The organism is Bacteroides sp. L008, assembly GCF_040812255.1.
Classification (GTDB): Bacteria; Bacteroidota; Bacteroidia; order Bacteroidales; family Bacteroidaceae; genus Bacteroides; species Bacteroides vicugnae.
On sequence record NZ_JBFNXO010000001.1, the window covers coordinates 3,651,883 to 3,668,283 of the forward strand.

General features: G+C 41.3%; 13 protein-coding genes. All 13 read right to left on the reverse strand.

The annotated features are described in order from the left end of the window. Positions 1 to 4 precede the first annotated feature (4 nt). The 13 genes from AB3G73_RS14725 to AB3G73_RS14785 all read right to left on the reverse strand — a co-directional run bounded on the left by AB3G73_RS14725 (position 5) and on the right by AB3G73_RS14785 (position 16,381). On the reverse strand, positions 5 to 808 hold the full coding sequence (locus AB3G73_RS14725) for an inositol monophosphatase family protein (RefSeq protein ID WP_148365564.1): 804 nt from the start codon (positions 806 to 808) through the stop codon (positions 5 to 7). A 241-nt stretch (positions 809 to 1,049) separates the two neighbouring features. Continuing rightward, a complete protein-coding gene (locus AB3G73_RS14730) occupies positions 1,050 to 2,579 on the reverse strand; it encodes a hypothetical protein (protein WP_367745157.1) in 1,530 nt (509 codons plus the stop codon). Between the two features lie 13 nt (positions 2,580 to 2,592). Then, entirely contained in the window at positions 2,593 to 3,372 is a 780-nt protein-coding gene (locus tag AB3G73_RS14735) for a hypothetical protein (protein WP_234133074.1), read from the reverse strand. A 7-nt stretch (positions 3,373 to 3,379) separates the two neighbouring features. Next, positions 3,380 to 4,153, reverse strand: a complete 774-nt coding sequence (locus tag AB3G73_RS14740; protein WP_148365567.1) for an endonuclease/exonuclease/phosphatase family protein — start codon at positions 4,151 to 4,153, stop codon at positions 3,380 to 3,382. Between the two features lie 31 nt (positions 4,154 to 4,184). After that, positions 4,185 to 5,141, reverse strand: a complete 957-nt coding sequence (locus AB3G73_RS14745) for a FecR family protein (RefSeq protein WP_148365568.1) — start codon at positions 5,139 to 5,141, stop codon at positions 4,185 to 4,187. A 107-nt stretch (positions 5,142 to 5,248) separates the two neighbouring features. After that, complete coding sequence (locus AB3G73_RS14750) at positions 5,249 to 5,830, reverse strand: RNA polymerase sigma factor (RefSeq protein WP_367745158.1); 582 nt, start codon at positions 5,828 to 5,830, stop codon at positions 5,249 to 5,251. 118 nt (positions 5,831 to 5,948) lie between these two features. Next, positions 5,949 to 8,132 carry an alpha-N-acetylglucosaminidase gene (locus tag AB3G73_RS14755; protein WP_367745159.1) on the reverse strand — a complete coding sequence of 728 codons (2,184 nt, stop codon included), beginning with the start codon at positions 8,130 to 8,132 and terminating at the stop codon, positions 5,949 to 5,951. 6 nt (positions 8,133 to 8,138) lie between these two features. Further along, positions 8,139 to 9,224: an acyltransferase family protein gene (locus tag AB3G73_RS14760; protein WP_367745160.1), complete on the reverse strand. Its 1,086-nt coding sequence runs from the start codon at positions 9,222 to 9,224 to the stop codon at positions 8,139 to 8,141. Positions 9,225 to 9,237: 13 nt separating this feature from the next. Next, a complete protein-coding gene (locus AB3G73_RS14765) occupies positions 9,238 to 10,494 on the reverse strand; it encodes a GntP family permease (RefSeq protein ID WP_148365572.1) in 1,257 nt (418 codons plus the stop codon). A 6-nt stretch (positions 10,495 to 10,500) separates the two neighbouring features. Further along, the gene (locus AB3G73_RS14770) at positions 10,501 to 11,643 is read right to left on the reverse strand and encodes a glycerate kinase (RefSeq protein WP_234133068.1); all 1,143 of its coding nucleotides are present in this window, start codon (positions 11,641 to 11,643) and stop codon (positions 10,501 to 10,503) included. 9 nt (positions 11,644 to 11,652) lie between these two features. Further along, positions 11,653 to 13,809, reverse strand: coding sequence for an alpha-N-acetylglucosaminidase (locus AB3G73_RS14775; RefSeq protein ID WP_195650228.1), 2,157 nt, complete (start codon positions 13,807 to 13,809; stop codon positions 11,653 to 11,655). 27 nt (positions 13,810 to 13,836) lie between these two features. After that, positions 13,837 to 14,628: an endonuclease/exonuclease/phosphatase family protein gene (locus AB3G73_RS14780; RefSeq protein WP_148365575.1), complete on the reverse strand. Its 792-nt coding sequence runs from the start codon at positions 14,626 to 14,628 to the stop codon at positions 13,837 to 13,839. Positions 14,629 to 14,647: 19 nt separating this feature from the next. Beyond that, complete coding sequence (locus tag AB3G73_RS14785) at positions 14,648 to 16,381, reverse strand: RagB/SusD family nutrient uptake outer membrane protein (protein WP_217720973.1); 1,734 nt, start codon at positions 16,379 to 16,381, stop codon at positions 14,648 to 14,650. Positions 16,382 to 16,401: the final 20 nt, after the last annotated feature.

Below are 16,401 nucleotides of genomic sequence, written 5' to 3' on the forward strand. Positions count from 1 at the left end.
CCACTTACATATTCAATGGAGGGACTTCTGCCAGAAGTTTCTGAAAGAAAGAATGCAGAGTTCCGTTCGTTGCAATAATATGATGTCCTTCTATGAAGTTATCTTCGCCATAGAAGTTAGTAACCTTTCCTCCCGCTTGCTGGACGATCAATGCCGCTGCGGAGTAATCCCATTTTCCGAGAAACGCTTCCATCCACGCATCGAAACGCCCAATAGCTACATAGCAAATTGCAGCGGCAGCCGAACCATTCATACGAATACCTCCCACTACTCCATAAAGTTGATCGATGAGATGAAGAGCGGTCTGTTTATATTGCAGATGATTATAAGGTAATTCTGTAATAACAAAGGCATCTTGGATATCCTCAACACTCGATACATGAATTTCTTCACCATTCATGAAAGCCTTTCCACCTTTCCAGGCATAGAAACATTCATCCCGGCAAACTTCATAAACGACACCTAAAAGAAGTTCAGTGCGATTGCGTAAAGCAATAGATACACAATAAGGAGCCTCATCATGAATATAATTTGTAGTTCCATCCAACGGATCAATGACCCAACAGTAGGGTTCGTCCTGATAAGTGGCAGAGCCTTCTTCTGTTATGAATCCCGCTTCGGGCAGTAGAGCAGCAAGTGCTTTCACCACTCGCACCTCTGACTCTTTATCTACATAAGACACATAATCATGTGCATGTTTTTCCTCCACACGCTCACGACGGAAGTTCTTCCGTTCTTCTTTCAAAAAATGTCCAACCTCTGTAGCAATCCGGCATACATCAGTGGTAAGTTGCTTTAAATCCAACATTTATTATTCAAATTAAAAAGTGCTCCGAAGTTATAACTTTTCCTGCAAAAAGCATAGAAGAAAATAATATTTTCATGTTTGACACACTAATTAGTGAAGTAACACCCAAACTACCATAATCAATATTGAGGAAACATCTAAAAAACAAGGCCGGTTCATTTTCTTTTTTTGAACCGACCTTTCTTAACTTTTACATCTAAATATAAATGTATAGTTCTTTATTCTTTAAATTATAACAACTTTACTTCTGAACCACAATTTTCAACTTGCATGTACGCCCATAGAGTAATGCTACGCCATCATAAGTGAGTCCGGTTATGCCAGCTCCCGAGTAGGCTGGCCCCTGGCTTCCCACCACTCCTGTAGGAGTAGCAATTTTACATCCTCCGGCAACTAATGCATCCATATCGTTTGCGGCTTCAATAACATGAATCACACCATACTTACCCATTGCGGTAACAAAAGCAATATAAGTATTGTCTTTTATCTGCAAGCTACAAGGATCATCCGGATACCCGTCAGACGCATTGACTCTTTGCATTAACATATCAGCACCTCCTTTAGCTATACTTTCCAACACATTCAACGCCTCAAAAGTCTTGACGTCCGGAGCCGCGTTCGCCATCATCACATCAATACCAAGGTCAGCAACCTTATCATCAGGTATAAGAGTAAACAGCGTTTTGTTGGTGGCCACACCGGCCGGTTTAATCCAGTCATTCACATCGTAAGCTCTCCCTATTGGTCCTCCACTAATTCTTGACGCACTGACATAAGAGAAACCTCTGTTTTTAACGGCAACAAAGCTTGGATTTCTCCATATATTAATGAAAGCAAAGTCTACGCCGTTTGCCTTTGAGCCATATCCTTTAATTTCCTTCAAGCTTAACACATGCTTCTGCACACCGCGTATCATTATTCCCTCTATGGAGAAAATATAAGGTTGATCCGGTTCTATTGAATGTTCCCATTCGGGTGCCATTTCAATATCGTTGAAAACAAGCGCGACATTATTGTCAACACCCTCAATGCCCTCGATATTGATAATCTTCTCCTCTCTCAACCCTTCTATATCTTCCACCACAATCTTGATTCCATCAGTATCCTTATTGTCTACGACAGTTTTCAAGATAAATTCCATTTCCAATGGATTACCTGATACCGGAATAGTTGTATAATCCTTCAGATCACCCAGTACCTTATTGCACAAAGTATGTTTTACGGACTTAATGCCCACTGCAGAACGGATCACCACAGACAGAGAAACCTCTTCATCGGGTACTAAAACTGGTAAATCTGATGGTTCTGTAAATATCTGGGACGGAAGTTTGGTTATCTTTTTAATCGGTATTACCTTTTGTGCCGTTTTTGTCAAAACATCTGTCGATGTCACTAGTATTCCGGCTGCTTCACGCGTGTTGACCTTGACATTCAAATCAAATTCAAGTGTCATATCAGTTTCCAGAGTATCTATCTTTAAACGTTGGCGTTCATTCGCATTTATCTCTTCATATCCTCCATTTTCATCCACCTTCAACAAGGTAGCATATATACTATGTATCCCCACAGCAGAGAAGCTTCTGGCAGATACAGTCACCGTAGAATTATACTCCACCACATCTATCTCGGAAGGAGAAGTTAGTTCTACAGTAGGTGGCGGATATGCGTTGTCATCCGAATAATCGGCTTCACTATCACTACAATTTGTCAATAGCAAGCCCCATGACAGGGCAAGCATCAGGATCATTGTGTTTTTGATATATTGCTTCATGACTGTTCATTTTTTATTTTAAAGATTCGATTTGTAATTGAAAACAATGTAAATCCCCGCTTACACTTGTTTCGGTTACCCCCCTAAAAGCCCATTTGTGTGAAGTCAGGACAAATATACAATACTCGGAGTCTCTATTTCTATTTTCCACTTCCGAGAAAAAATAAGTATCAGAAGTTAAGTTAGAAGTAATTGCCGACTCAAGATTAGACAACAACGCACGTTTAACAGTGCCCACCAGAACTGTCTGTTCGTTTACTCTTTTCTTGAATACATCAACGGCCGGAGCTATCAGATCTTCACTATTTAGTGACATAGAACAGAAGAGCATATCTATTCCGTTCACTGCTTCTGTTTTTGTTTCAAGATATCTGCAATCGTTTTTTACCACATATTGTGTCATCTCGGAAATAGTAGAAGGAAAAAGCACAGTACTACCGATTATCTTTTTTTCTCCGCTACTATAGCTGACAGGTACAAACACCGGCACTCTTTTACTCTCTCTAGCAGTCTCCGTACCCGTATTTATGATTGCAGTTTGCCCATAAATAGCGTTCGTTCTATCCAACAATGCCACTGCATGAACAGTGTTCCTGATAGACGCCGCCACCTCTTTATAACTACAAGAACTAAATAAATTTTGCTCTGACAAGTGTGCATAAACCAACACGTTAGTTGTTCTGAACCGATTCCATTCAGGGATTTCTTCTCTCTTGTTATCCTCATCACTACATGAAACGAACAGGCAAGAGGTAATACATATAAATAGCAGATATAGATAGTTTGATTTCATATTTCACTTATTTTACAAATTCAACTTCGGCAAACAAAGCTCTGTGGTCAGATACCGCCGGATTAGATAAAACTTCAAACGACTTCACCTTCCACTTATTCTGTGGAAGCCCGAATAGATAATCAATCTTGATTGTCGGCTGATCTGCCGGATAGGTGAATGTATCATCGCAGATTCTCTGCCAGCTTTTCATTACTTCACAAATCACATTAGAGTCTGTTCTGGCATTAAAATCTCCTCCCAGCAACGTCGGTGTATCTCCCGTACCAATCCGCTCATTAATTTGTTCGGCCATTGCGCTCCTTATCAGGTCCGTCGAATGATCCAAATGAGTCGTTCCTATCCTGATTACATTTGAAGTGCCGGGTTGCTGAATATCTACATATAATAGCGTCCGGGGTTCTTTGGCTCCGTCTATACCTTCGAAAGGCTTGTTGTTGATATAAACAAAAGGATATTTTGAAAGTATGGCTACTCCATATTCTCCACCACCAGTCTCCATCGCTTTCCCGAATACGGAAAACAACCCTAACTCCGCGGCCAGTTGAGTGGTGAAATCTTGATTTTTATTCCTTTTTGTGTTGTAATCTATCTCTTGCAACATTACAACATCCGGATTGTATTTCCTGATAAATACAGCATACTCCTTCACCGAGTAACCAGTCATCTCACCGGACATCCGGCAATTATAGCTCATTATTTTAAGAGCCTGCGCATACGTACTTTGATACGCAAAGAAGAAAAGGCATACCCATACAATGGGCTTTAAAAGTGCTTTCATAAATTTGTTTTTGTTATTAGATTAAGTTTACTTATTCAACCGTATATGCATATTCTGATATTTTTTTAAAGCTAACCGGTGTTATTGATTGCATCACCTCCAACACATAGTTCAAGTCGTTCCCTTTACAAACGAAGTTGTATGTAAACGAAGCAATCTTTTCGTTTTTAACTGTAATCTCTATATCAAAATGCCGCGAAAGTGTTGTAAGCACTTCTTTCAGTGATGCATTTCTGAAAATAAGCCGGTTGCTCTTCCAACTCGAAGCATCATCGTGATATCTATCAGTTTTTATTTTTATTACATTACTCCTTTTTTCATAAACGGCCGTTTGCCCGGGAAGCATTTGCTGCATAGGTCTACGGCTTTGCACATGTCCGATATTGATACTTCCTTCGTCGAGTGTAGTTTTTACTACCTTATCCGAAGCGTACGCTTTTACATTGAAGCACGTTCCTGTCACCTGTATTTTTACATTCTCGGCAAGTACCTGAAATGGTGATTTTTTATTTTCTGCTATTTCAAAATAAGCCTCTCCCTCCAGCATAACATTCCTGTTGTATTTCGCAAACTGTTCCGGATAAGTCAATTTAGAATCGGCATTTAACCACACCCGGCTACCATCAGGAAGTAATACAAGCAGCTTTTCACCTCTTACAGCACAGACTTCACGATAAACAAGATTTGCCTCACTGTGGCTTTGATAATAATTATATCCCGCACTTATCACAAGCAAAACAATAGCACAAGCCACCGTCCACTTAAATAACAATGGCATTCTGATTCTCCTGTTCTTTCGTTTTTCTTCCTGCATTACGGCTTCCTGAATATTCTTATAAATGCGATATTCATCAAAAGGAGGCAGTTCTCTGCCACCCAGTTCGAGCTGTTTGCCTTCTACTATCCTCTGAATGTCGTCATCAATATATTTTCCGATGCCGTCAACCACTTCAAAGTCCTGACTTGTATGTTTCTTTTTTGATTTCATATTTCAATATCTATTAGTAATACACACTGTTACAAAAAAGTATTATACAGACTACGTTAAACCGTGTTAATTCAAAAGAACGTTCCATATCCGTAAAAGTGATAGAACTACATCATACAATAAAGTAACAGTAGGCTAAGCTCTCCCACTATCGAGCGAATCTGCTTTAAAGATTGGCTATATTGGAATTTAATTGTATTTATCGAAAGATTAAGTTTATCAGCTATTTCCTGATTGGAGTATTTTCCTGAAACTTTCATTTCAAAAACCTTACGACGTTGCGGCGAAAGTTGCTCAAGAGCTTGTTGTATAATGTTCATTTGTTCTTGCTTAAGGTTTTCGTTTTGAGAATTGTCTTCCAATTCCAAAACCATTGAAAGGCAATCCTCAAGTAAATAGATATTTTTCTTTGAATCTCTCAACGTATTGAGCAGATCGTTCTTCAACATCGTAAAAAGGTATCTGTTTATAGGTTTTGTTTCGTCGATCTCTTCTTTTTTCAGCCAGAGTTTTAAGAATAAGTTCTGCACAGCATCTTCAGCCAATTCCTTATTCAGCAAATATTTAAATGCCAAAGAAAAGGTCTGCGCCGCATATGTCTTGTATACAATACTAAATGCCAGCTGGTTCCCCTCTTTCAGAGCCTTAACCAAAGCTTGGGCTTCATCCTGTGAGTATTTCTGGGACATCTTAATCATTTTAAATATGAAAACAAAAAGCTTATGATATCAAGCCCTTATTTTCAAATATATTAATTCTTTCTGATATAGCATAAATCGCGAACAATAAATGAAACAGGCCTCTTGTTTATTTCACCAGTCTTTGATATTTGCTGAATAAAAAGGTGGAGAATGATAGCAATCCGTCAGTTGTTGAAGGAACATCTTTCCGAATATCTTTCCTATCAGTTGCATTTACCCAACCAGCTTCTATTTCTTTTAACTCATCTTCAAGTTGTTGCTGATCCACTTCCACACCTTTCTCAGCCGCATTGATAAATGTATTGATATACACCTCCCAACGTTTTGCATAATAATCACTTATCAGTCCTGCCCATGAACGGCTGGCATAATCGTTCAGGCTTCCTCCCCAAGTAGTAATCAAGTTGCGAGCGTTCTTTTCATAATAGTCTTTCAACCGGGGAGAATCCCCCATCTTCCGCGCATCATCCATCCATTTATCCAGAGAACAGTAAGGATGAAAGGCATTCAGTTTATCCAAATCATTCAATATTTCCTTCATTTTTTCGCCACAAGCTTTCAAAGCCTGATAATCTTTAGCTTCAACCATCCTGTCAAACTCCATTTTCACATCAAGAAAATAGTTTCCAAGCACCTGCCTGCCTACAGTAATCAAATCCAGACGAAAAGCATCCCTCCGGTCAGAAGGCGCTTCGTTCAGTTTTCTCCAAACCTCTAATAGTTCAACATTACTGTACACATTACTAGTCCGTTTTTCACTATTCTTATTCAATACGGGGTGATATCCGGGTAAAGTGCCCAATGTACGCGGCACCTGTACATAAATATCATTGAATAATATTTTCCAAGCATCGCGCACAGGTTGCGATACACATCCTACGTGTCTGTCAGCCAGACATTCTATCCATTTGTTATCATCTACATTCAAGTTCCATGCTTTCTCAAGGATGTATTCGTAAGGGAACTGTACAACATCCAATCCTTCCAGCGTAGAGCCGATTCCCTTAAGGTTGTCTCCACCGTTAATGAGAGCATTCTCAAGTCGTGCGCCACTTTCTTTGACGTTACCTGTCAAAGTTGTGTTTCCTCCGAAATTGCCCAGATAACACCAGATATAAGGCTGTCCATGAAATTTATCAGTCGTTTTCCAAAGTTCAATATTTTCACAATGATAATCGAGCAGATACGTCTTATTCTGCGGAACACCCGTCAGTAAAGCTTCTATTCGCGGAGATGTCCACTTCTCTTTGTCATGATAAAACATCCATGTCATTTGCATCCATTGGGCTTTGGGATCGGCAGCCGTCAACGTGGCGTACATATCCGAAGCTATCTTCCGCAAATATTCGGGTTCGAAACTTGGCGGGTCAACCTCATTGAAAGGATCTAAGCCATAAATATGATCGGTTCCGAAAAGTTTTTTTTGTTCATCAAGAAATAGTTTCTGAATTTTCGCAAACAAAGCGTCGTTAGGATTCAGAAAGTTACAACGGTATGTATCAGTAAAACCTGCCCATTTGCCCAAATGCTGAATATCGGCCTCGGGGTAAATCCGCTTTAAATCGGCAGGGACATGTCCGGCAAAGGCTGGCAATACGGGCTTCATATTCAATTCACGCTCACGTGCGAGTATTTTTTTCTGCAAACTTACCTGATGTTCCAGCCATTCCATCGGCAACGGACCGTTCCAACCATCTATGTTAGCCATCCGATGCCAGGGCAGATACGGCGGTCCCGTGAAGTAAGAGCGTATTTCGATGTCCGACATTCCCATTTTCGACCAGACTTTATACCACACAGCTTCTTGTCCGGTGATTGCCAAAGGCATATTTATGCCATTAAGGGCCATCCAGTCAATAAAGCGTTCCCATTCTTTCCATTGCCACCAAGGCATCGTGTAACCATACGTGCAATAATTCAGGAAAAAGCGAGTATCCACTCTCGCTTCCGAAACGACCTTCTCGCCAACCATTGGCAATTCATCAGGAATTTCAACGGCTATATCCGCATACCACGATACCGTAGTTAAACAGTAGTATTTCAGGTAATGGTTCAGTCCCATCGCCATTGAATTGGCGTTGTTTCCACCGATTACAATCTTATCTTTGACGGACTCTACCGTAAAACAGTCTTTCTCCCCTTTTAACTTTTGAAACTGAAAACTCTCGATGTATGACGGCAGCAAACGTTTCACTAATGCTTCGGCAACAGCTACGTCTTTGTCTTTAGCCTGAAGAGCCAACGACATAAAAAACATAACCAGACACATGTATACACTTTTTCTCTTCATTCTGATTTATAATTTTATATAGATTTTTCTTTTTAATAAAACATACCCCAACAGCCCATTGAACAACAGAAAAAACACACCATACATAAATGAACCAAAGTAATTTCCGAATAATGGGTTAAGCAAATTACTGAATACAGCCGTATGGATATGCCAATGCACAAGCAATCCTCCGGCTATGCAACTAAACACATAGATTACAAGCGGATTCGCTCCAAATGCTTCGAAAAATGAAAACCACTTTTTATTCTGCTTCACATCAATGATATAGAGCAGCAAAGCCAATGACAATGCTGCGATCCCACAAGTGACCAAAACGAACGAAGGAGACCACAAACGTTTATTCAAAGGACAGGCATAACTTAACAAATAGCCGACAAACAACAGAGTGGTACCTATAAGAAATAGATTCAGCATCCGGCGGTCATTGTCTTTAATGTCGATGATTATTTTTCCGCAAACAAAACCTATCATCACTTGAGATACAGCGGGAATCGTGCTAAGTATCCCCTCGGGATCGACAAACTGCCGGCCTTGAAGATACATGTGATTAGACCCTAAAATAGCCGAGTCAACAATCCCGACGATATTATCCGCACTTTTCTCAAATCCGTTTCCAAATAACTGAAAAATAAAGTAGACAGCCAACAAGATGATGGCTAATGGCATAAACCGCTTATGCGGTATTGTTACAGCCAACAGGGCTGTAATGCCATAACAAATACCAAGCCGTTGCATCACTCCCATTAACCGGAGCTGACTCAAATCAGAATAGTTACCACCATCTACTGATGTAATGAACCACTCCATAACCAGACCAATAAATATTAACAAGAGACTTCTTTTTATGATTTTCGCAATAGCCGGTCGACACTGGAAGTTATACTTACACAAAGAGATGTAGGTCGAAATACCCATCAGGAACATAAACATCGGAAATACCAGATCGGCTGGCGAAAAGCCATCCCACTTGGCGTGTGTAAAAACAGCAAAGTTATACCCACACTTTCCTGTGTTATTGACCAAGATCATCCCGGCAACAGTAATACCCCGAAGTACATCAAGTGAAAGTAACCGTTTGTTCGGATTCATATATTTTATTCTTTTAATTACTTATTATATATAAAATAGTCGTTCCGGCAGTTAACACTATCCCTATAAGCGATTCATAAGGTATCAACTTCAGACGTTCCTTAAAGTTGAGTTCGCATACGCCTCCTGTTGCATGAAAGAACGAACCATGTGGCAAATGGTCAAGAACTGTAGCCCCCGAATTAATCATAGCTGCCCCCCAAACCGCAGAAATCCCTATAGCCAATATCGTTTCAGCAAACGAAGAAGAAGCCAATGTCGCTCCGGCTGTTGTCGATGCCGTAGCCGCTGACATCAATGCGCCTGATATAGGAGCAATCAACACATCACTAATATGAGCATGATCCAATCCTGTAAGAATCCAGTCTTTCAAAGAAGAGTTCTTTATGATACCGGCAATAGTTCCGGTTCCTATCAACAGAATAGCTACCACAGACATCTTCTGCAGTCCATACTCTATACTTGGAAGAATATTTTTCCATTGTCTCATACAGATAGCGCCACACAAACCACCTACCGGCAAAGCTATCAAAGGATCAATATTGATTCCTGCTATAGGGCGTAATGCCAATAAAACAACAGTAACAACAGGAGCAATCAGACTGGCTCTTAGCGACGGCAGATTTCTCTCTTCCTCTTTATTCACAGTTTGTATCACCTCTTTTTTGTTTTTTACTGTTTGAGGCATTAGACGGACAATAACGAAAACGGTGAAAAACAAACCGATCACTGCCGGTAAAATATTGGCAAACATTACAGCCGATAGATCTGCATTAAAATTTCCGGCTGCTATAATGGTATTCGGGTTAGGTGATATGATATTTCCACACTTACCTCCCCCGATCATAGCAATAAGTAACACGGATGGAGACAGGTTTAAACGCTTACCTATCGAAAGAGCCACCGGTGCAACAGTTATCACAGCCACATCAATAAATACACCTACAGTACAAAGTAACATAGTTGCGAGTGCCAATGCCATAAATACCCGCTTCTCACCCATTTTATGTATAATTGCATTGGAAATGACAGTGGTAGCTCCGGTTTGTATTAATATACCTGATAAGACTCCGGCCGTCAGAATCCGCAATACCGCCGGAGTGATCTCTTTCACCCCTTCGGTCATCACCGTTACAGTCTCATTTAAAGATAGTCCTCCCAACAATCCTCCAACTATCGCTCCGATAATCAGACTGTATGTCGGAGAAAGCTTTCTTATGATTAACAGTATGGATAATGAAAGCCCGATTAATGCGCCTATCGCTGTCATTGAGTATTATTTAGTAAATTGTTTGATGATTCTCACCACCTGTCGCACCGTTCTCTCTATGTTTTCTTTCGTAAACTCCGGTTGCATCGCCTCTTCAAGTGTTACCGGGAAAGGCTGGATAGGAAGTACGGCTGTAAAACCCATCCTATTAAGTGCTTCGGTGGCTTCGACCGCTCCTCCTAATGCTATCACCGGAACCTGACATCTGTCACCGACACGTAAGATTCCGTCCAGCGCCTTTCCCATACAAGTCTGGCAATCCAGTTTCCCCTCTCCAGTCAGTATCAGGTCTGCCTGTTGAACGACTTCTTCGAAACGAAGAGTTTTCAATATAACTTCTATTCCGGATTGCAATTTTGCATTCAGAAACGGAAGCAGACCGCCTCCCATTCCTCCGGCTGCTCCGGCACCGGGAAGTTGCGATATATCCATATCTGTATATTCCTTTATCACCTGTGCATAGTGCCGCAACCCATTATCCAACTCTATCACTTGCAGCATAGTTGCCCCTTTTTGAGGAGCATATACATAGGCCGCACCTTCTTTTCCATAAAATGGATTACTAACATCACAGGCGATCGTAAAATTACTCTCCTTCAATGCCGGATTTAATTGAGAAATATCTATTTGATGGACTTTTATCAGACTTTCGCCGACAGGTTCCAGTTCACTGTTCTCTCTATCCAGAAAACGTGCCCCTAAAGCCTTCAGCATACCCATTCCCGCATCATTTGTTGCACTTCCGCCAATCCCGATAATGAATTCCCGACACCCTCGTTTTAATGCGTCAGCAACCATTTCTCCAACTCCATAAGTCGTAGTCTTCATTGGATTTCTCCGGTTTGAATCAATCAATGGAAGACCACAGGCTGAAGCCATTTCGATAATAGCCATCGCACCATTGTTCGCGATACCATACGATACATCGATTGGCTTCATGAATGGATCATGCACCCGACATGACACCGTTTGAGCACTAAGAGCAGAACATAAGGCTTCTGTAGTCCCTTCGCCACCATCAGCTATGGGAAAACGTATAATCTGACAGTCAGGTAATTCCTCCTGAATCGCTTTTTCGGCAGCTTTCGCTATTTCAAAAGAGCTGACCGAACCTTTAAACGAATCGAATGCCAATACAATCTTTTTCATAAAAAGCTATCACTTATTTGTTTTCTCTATTAAACCCAATGCAGCCTTGACCGGGTCATCAAACGGAGTTGTACTGTTGCTCCAGGGAGATGTAATCCATTGTTCCTCCCATTCTCGAATTTTATTCCGGTCTTTTGTGAAATAGAGCTGTATACGAGGAATATAGTAATCTTTAATCAACCCGCTCCAGAAACGAGCAGCATAATCTTCCTGAATACCACCCCAACTTGTAATCAAGCGTTTGGCATTTGCTTCATAAGCATCTTTTTCCTGAAGAGTTGTTCCGCTATTACGTGCAAGTTCCACCCATTCTTCCAATCGATATAAAGGATGAGAAGCCAACAGCCTGTCAACGTCAATCAACAAATCAACAGTTTGTTGCAGATTACGCTGCGCTGCGAGAACACGATTCTCCGAATCATCTTTCAGCGCCTGCTTATAAAAATTCTCAGCTTTAGCCGCTACATAATACGAAACAAACTCAATGAGGTCGTTTCTGTATAATTCAGAGTTTTTCAGTTCGTCAGCGCAACTGGCATACAAAAGTATAGCCTGCAAGTAATCATCACTAAGGTCGATTTTACTGATCCGCCGTTGATCGGGTACTACGGTTTGCCAGGTAAAACGGGGGTATGAATAGAGAGAACTATATGCTGTTTTCCGAAAAAGTTTCCAAGCTTCTTTCATAGCATCGGGATATCCCCCATAGCGGGCCTCACAGTATATCTTCATCCAATCGTCCAGATCAATGCTGTCTGAAGTCCACCCCATATCGGCTAACAGTTCGTAAACAACCTCATTGTTTTCGAGGCCTTCAGGGGCAGAACCGAACCCAATCAAGTTACCTTTATTTGCAGCACGTAACGCTTTGACCGAGGAACTAGCATACATGCCCAGATCTCCTGTCATTGTATTTTTCCCACCGAAGTTGGGTACATAGCTGAATACCCATTTCTTTCCGTAAAACCCATCGTGTACTTTCCATGTCTGTTCGGTGTTCCATACCCATTTGGGATAATCATTGCCCAAATCAATGATAATCATTTTATCATCAGGTACATTGCTTAACAAGGCTTTAAGCGATTCTTTATCCCAGAATGAATGTTGATATCCAAATGTCCATCCTTGTGTAACCCAAACGGCATCAGGGTTTCCGGCTGTAATTGATTTATAAATCGTTTCTCCATACTCGGCCAATAACTTGTATTTCGCTTCTTTATCTTCCTTATCTATAGGTAGTTCCATTTCGTTAAAACTGTCCGACAGGTAATAAGTATTTTCTCCAAACTCTTTTTCCCACTCTTCGACAAACAGTTTACCTATTTCTTGGAAGAAAGGCGAATCCGGTGGCAGTACATAGGCATTATACTGTTCATCAAAACCACCCCACCGCATATGCCGGAATTGTGTATCGGGATGTTTCCGTACGAATCCTTCCGGCACGAAACCGGCAAACGCAGGTGCTATGGGCTGCATTCCCAACTCGCGCATACGGGTCAGGATTTGGTGCTGCAAGCCGATTTGGTTACGTTGCCAAGCATCAGATAAGGGACCGTCCCACTTGTTCAGATTACCCATGCGATGCCAAGGAAGATGTGCAGGAGCTGTGAAAAATTCACGGATTTCTTCTTTGGTCAATCCCATACGCAGCCACACCCGTTCAGCAATAGCTTCGCTGGCCACTGTAGCCAAGGGCATATTTACACCATAAAGAGCCATCCTGTCAATTTCCTTTTCCCAACGCTCCCAGTCCCAGTAAGGAGTAGTATAGCCGAATGTACAAACATTCAGGAAGTAACGCAACTCATAAGGGGACACTTGTTCATACAATTCATAATCGGGCCACGGCATCACTGATGTTAGATGTTCACCGCTCCATGTTTTCATGCTCTTACAAGCTTCTTTCATGTACGTATGAAAAGCGTAACAAATAGCAACGGAGCTACTTCCCCTTAAAGTAAGCCTGCCGTCGCTTGCTATCACTTCAAATATATCTTTACCTTCGGATGGTTCGATATATTCAAAGTGGATAGACTTTGCTCTTTCCCCAATCTGACGTTCTATTAACTGCTTGGCGGGGGTGATAATATCCGTCTTAGGCTTGTGGCATGAGCAGAAAAAAAGCGTTGTTGAAATTAATAAATACTTGATTATCGTATGTATCATAAAAAATCAAAATGTTATAAGTGAGTATCAATATTTCTTTTTCGATGCTTCTTTCACATATTCCAGTTCCGTAATAATCGGTAAATGATCTGACAAAAGCGACCGGACAGTTTGTGTACTAATCACACGCCATCCTTTTTGCGGGTAAGCAAACAAGTAATCTATCTTAATCACAGGTTTCCATGCCGGCATTCCAAAATCATCGTTACTCGCGGCAAACCAACTATCCATACCACGTATGGCCTCGGAGTAGTGACGCGCATTGAAATCGCCTCCCAAAATTACAGGATATTTATAATTTTTGAAATGCCCGGTAATAAATTTTATTTGCTCCGCCCGTGTTTCTTGAGAGTTAACGTCCAGATGCGTAGAGGTGAAAACAATAGTATCATTACCCATTTCGAATAATCCCTCTAGCATAGCCCGTCTCTCATGTTCTTTGACCGGATGGGGCAGCATTGTCTTTTGAACAGAAATATATGGATATTTACTTAACATTCCAATACCGTAATAACCGGTAGAATAATCAATCGTTTTTCCGTAAAGCCCAAACATTCCCGTATAATAGGCGAGTTCGGATATAAAATCCTTCCCCTTCTGATGCGGGGTACGCTTACGGTCTGTTTTGCTATCCACTTCCTGAAGCGCCACAAAATCAGGTTTGAAGGATTTGATGTGATGAGCAAGTTCTTCTAAAGATGCCAGTTCGCCAAATCTCAAATTATATGTCATTACCCGCACTCGTAGAGTGTCTTGTGCATAGGCAACGCCCAAAGTCAGGCATAAAAACAATAATAAATATTTCTTCATTGAATACATGGTTTCTATTTTTTAATGATTACTTTTCCCATCCTGGATTTTGTCCCAACAGAGGATTTTTCTGACGTTCGGGATTAGGCACAGGCCACAAATAATGTTTCGTTGCGTCGAAGTAGCGTGCTCCACCTTCTGCGGTAGACTTTTCGTAGATTACATCGCCAAATTCATCTACACCGGTATCGGGATATGGGTTGGCACCCAAATCGTTCATACATACTTTCAGGCTGGGACCGGTGATGGCACGTCCAAAACGAAGTTCACCTTCACGCCAGCGCATCACATCGGCATATCTTGTACCTTCACCTGCCAACTCAATACGACGTTCTCTTCTCAATTCAGTTTCGAGATCCATCCCCCATGCACTAAGTTCGTCAAGGTTCATACGATGCATATTCACACGATCTCTAAGTCTGTTGATGGAGTAATCAACCTGTGTCTGTGTCAGTTTCTTACCTTGTAGTTCGAAAGTGGCTTCCGCATAAATCAGCAAGACTTCGGCAAAACGGATGACATTGAGATTACCGTGCCCACCTACACTTGAGCCGGCCAAATCAATATCGTTATACTTTTTCAGATAGAAACCTGTACGGCTATTTGCCCCCACACGATTATTATCTTGTAATGAAGCAAAACGAGGTAGATTAAATATCTCGTTGGCCTTATCTGTATCAGGGTCACCGTCATCTCCTCCCGGCCATTTGTCACCCGGAGCATATAAAGTCATCTTCATTCTAGGATCCCGGTTTTGGAAATAATCAGCATAATGCTCTTCAGGCGACTTGTATAATGATGAGGTCTGCACACCAATCTTTTTATAATATTCCAATCCGGTTTTTGCCGGTTTACCGTCTGTACACAGATAAGCATCTACCAACGACTTCGTTGGATTGAGACGTATATAGTCTGTCGGGCTACAAGTTTCATTGGGCAGACTTTGTGTACGGACTTCGGGTACAAAAAGGCTATATACGATGGCTTCGATATTCTTCGGATCATTCTCGACATCCCCTTCGTGATGAAATAGTTTTTCGTATTCATACAGGCCATAGGGACTGTTTTCGATGATATATTCACTCGTTTTTGCAGCCAGTTCCCACCTTTCGTTCTGCAAGGCGATACGTGCCAATATGGCTAAAGCGCCCCAGCGGTCAAGTCTTCCCAGTTTATCGCCTGTATACCTTTCTTCAGGCATGCGCTCTGCCGCCCATTTCAAATCCTCGACGAGTTGGTCAATGACTTTCTCTCTGGAAGTACGTTCGATATATGCATCTTCGGGCTGGATGACTTCTCCTACCCAAGGTACATCTCCCCAAAATGTCGTGAGGTAAAAATACATAAGCGCCCGGATAGTTTTTACTTCTGCAGCATAAACGTCTTTTTTGTTTTGAGCCACTTGAGCTTTATTATAATTGTCTAAAAAATTATTGCAGCGATAAATATAGCTATACGCTCCTGTCCAATAGGTAGTAAAAGGAAAGCCGTCAGTATAAGAGTGCTTGCCTCCCGAAACCTTACTTAGTCCACTGGTAATATTCCCCCACATAACTGTTTCGGCCGTCGATTCGCTCCAATTCACAAGATAGTCCTTTTGTAAAGCTTCATAGCAGGGTGGCAAAGCATTTTTAAGCTGCTCTTCATTTACCCAGAATGTCACATTGTCCGGCTCGTTAGGGTTCGTTCTATCCAGGAAATCACTACATGAGGTAACTATACCAAATAAAGCAATGATTAAAAAGTATTTTGAGTATTTCATCTTTATAGTCGTTTAATAGG